General features: G+C 74.7%; 3 protein-coding genes. All 3 read right to left on the minus strand.

The window, feature by feature from the left end:
• Positions 1-178: 178 nt before the first annotated feature.
• Positions 179-589, minus strand: a complete 411-nt coding sequence (locus L7D48_RS28005) for a DUF3040 domain-containing protein (RefSeq protein WP_237883775.1) — start codon at positions 587-589, stop codon at positions 179-181.
• A gap of 223 nt (positions 590-812) precedes the next feature.
• Complete coding sequence (locus L7D48_RS28010) at positions 813-1,595, minus strand: methyltransferase (protein ID WP_237883777.1); 783 nt, start codon at positions 1,593-1,595, stop codon at positions 813-815.
• Between the two features lie 104 nt (positions 1,596-1,699).
• Entirely contained in the window at positions 1,700-2,209 is a 510-nt protein-coding gene (locus tag L7D48_RS28015) for an SAV_6107 family HEPN domain-containing protein (RefSeq protein ID WP_237883778.1), read from the minus strand.
• Positions 2,210-2,505 lie beyond the last annotated feature (296 nt).

The raw sequence follows: 2,505 nt of genomic DNA on the forward strand, positions 1-2,505 counted from the left end.
GTCGTTCAGGACGCGACAGCGGGCGGCGGGGAGACCGGGAATCTCCGGTCTCCCCGCCGCCCGCTGTCGTCGGTTCCGGCTCGCCGGCCGTGTGGGGGCGGTGCGGCGGGGCTGTCGGGTCGCGACGGCCGTGCGCGCCGCCCACCGGCGAAGACGGCGGCGGCGCGTGAGCGGACCGTTACTGCTGTTCGTCCCGGCGGCGCTGCCAGCGGTCCTCGATGCGGTTCATCATCGAGCGGCGCGGCCTTCCCTGCCTTCGCGCGTGCGGACGGCCTCCGGCGTCGTGGCCCTGGTCGGCGAGGGGCTGCTCGCCCGGCTTGGGCGTCTTGCGCCAGCCCGTCACCGCCAGGACGGCGCAGCCGAGCATCACCAGGAAGCCCAGCACACTGACGATGACCAGCTTCGCGACCATCCCGGCCATGAGGAGCGCGACGCCCACCAGAAAGCCCGCGACCGCCTGGTAGACCCGTCGCCGGGTGTACGTGCGCAGCTCGCTTCCCTCGAGCGCTGTCGCGAACTTGGGGTCTTCGGCGTACAGCGCTCGCTCCATCTGCTCGAGCATCCGCTGCTCGTGCTCAGAGAGCGGCACGGAGTCCTCCTACTCGTCGGTCGCGGGGGCGACCGGATGCGACCCTTCAAGGATAGGCAGGGATTCGCCCCCGTGAAACCCGCCCCTCTACGCCAGTTCGTGCCACCGGGACCGGGAACCGGGTGGCGGTGTCGGGCTTCTCATTCCCCCGCCGCCACGCCGTCATGCCGATCGGTGTGCTTCGATCATACGGCGGGTAGCCGCCGTTCGGGTCGCCTGTGGCCTACCGCACCTCGCCGGCGGGGGGCGCGGAACCCTCCCGTGTACGCGCCAGTACGTGGAGGTGCGCCGCGACGGACTGGAAGGCGGGCAGTTCGGCCACCGCCTCCTCCAGCGCCGCCAGCGCCTCCGAGGCACCGGGCTCGGCGTCCAGCAGCGCCCCCGGCACCAGGTCCGCGAAGACCCGCACGCCGTGGACCGCGCCGACCTCCAGCCCGTTTGCGGCCACCAGGGAGCTGAGCCGCTCGGGGGTGAAGCGCCGGGGCACCGGATCCCCGCCGCCCCACCGGCCGTCGGGGTCGCTCAGCGCCCTGCGGGCCTCGGTGAAGTGCCCCGCCAGGGCGCGGGCGAGCACCGCGCCGCCCAGTCCGGCGGCGAGCACGCTCAGGGTGCCGCCCTGGGGGCGCAGCGCGGCCGTGACGTTGCGCAGCCCCTCGGCCGGATCGTCGACGTACTCCAGGACGCCGTGGCAGAGCACCACGTCGTAGCCCCCGCGCTCGGCCACGTCGAACAGCCCGTGCGCGTCTCCCTGCACTCCGCGCACCCGGTCGGCCACGCCCTCCTCCGTCGCGCGGCGTTCCAGGGCGAACAGCGCGTCGGGGCTGGGGTCCACCACGGTGACGCGGTGGCCGAGCCGGGCGACGGGCACGGCGAAGTTTCCGGTGCCGCCGCCGGTGTCCAGGACGTCGAGCGTCTTCCGGCCCGCGGCCTCGGCCCGGTCCTCGAGTGCTTCCCGCAGGACCTCCCAGACCACGGCGGTGCGGAAGTGTGCGTGGGGGCGGGACATGGCGGACGCTCCTAGGCGGCTCGGACGTGGCTGGCCCAAGCCTATTGCGTCACCTCCCCCGCCCGGCCGGCCGGGCGGGGGAGAGGGAAAGCCCCGCGCCGGCCTCAGCCCGCCCGCAGCCTCGGTCCCTCGCCTTCCGGGCGGCCGCGCTCCTCCGGCCCCTCCAGACTCCTGGGAAGGGGCAGCACGGGCTGCCTCACCAGCATCTGTTCGACGATGCGCAGGAACATCCCCGCGTCGCGTATCAGGTCGTCGCAGTCGCGGCGGCCGGCCGCGCCGGCGATACCGGCCTCGGCACGGGCGCGCTTGGCCGCTCCGGCGGCGAACAGCCTGCACCACTCGTCCAGCTCGGGCGCCACCTCGGGCAGCACCTCCCAGGCGCTGCGTATGCGCCGTCTGGCGCGTGCGGTGGACTCGGGGCGGCCGCGCACGGCGAGCACCGCGGCGGCGGTGCGCAGGGCGGCCAGGTGCGCGGTGGCGTACCGGTCGTTCGGGTGCTCCAGCTCCGCCGCCTCGTCGAGGCCGCGTCGCGCCTGGTCGAGCAGGTCGAGTGCGGCGGGCGGGGCCGACGCCCTGCGCAGCACGGGGTGGACATCCTCCGGGGGCCCGTTCATCTGCGAACCTCCTGTCATCGTCATGACCGTCACGACTGTGCTGTTCGCGTGCTGTCCGCCGTGCTGTCCGCACGCGCGGGTCGCGACCGTCGATCGCGATGGGAACATCGTTGCGCATGCCACTGACAATCGGCCCCGACCTGGGCAAACGTCTCCTGTCGGGGCTCGTCCGGCGTACCGGGAACAGCGTCCGGCAGGCCGGGCGAGGGCTGGGGCGCGGGCGGGCGCGGAGGTGTCCGCGACGGCCCCGGAGGGTGGCGCCCCCAGCCGGAGAGGCCGCCGGAGAAGAGGTCCCC

It is taken from the genome of Streptomyces sp. ICN903 (genome assembly GCF_022015835.1).
Taxonomy (GTDB): domain Bacteria; phylum Actinomycetota; class Actinomycetes; order Streptomycetales; family Streptomycetaceae; genus Streptomyces; species Streptomyces fenghuangensis.

What these genes read in the sequence shown, in the direction of transcription:
- L7D48_RS28010 (WP_237883777.1), bottom strand. Translation starts at nt 1,595, where the DNA reads ATGTCCCGCCCCCACGCACACTTCCGCACCGCCGTGGTCTGGGAGGTC.
- L7D48_RS28015 (WP_237883778.1), bottom strand. Translation starts at nt 2,209, where the DNA reads ATGAACGGGCCCCCGGAGGATGTCCACCCCGTGCTGCGCAGGGCGTCG.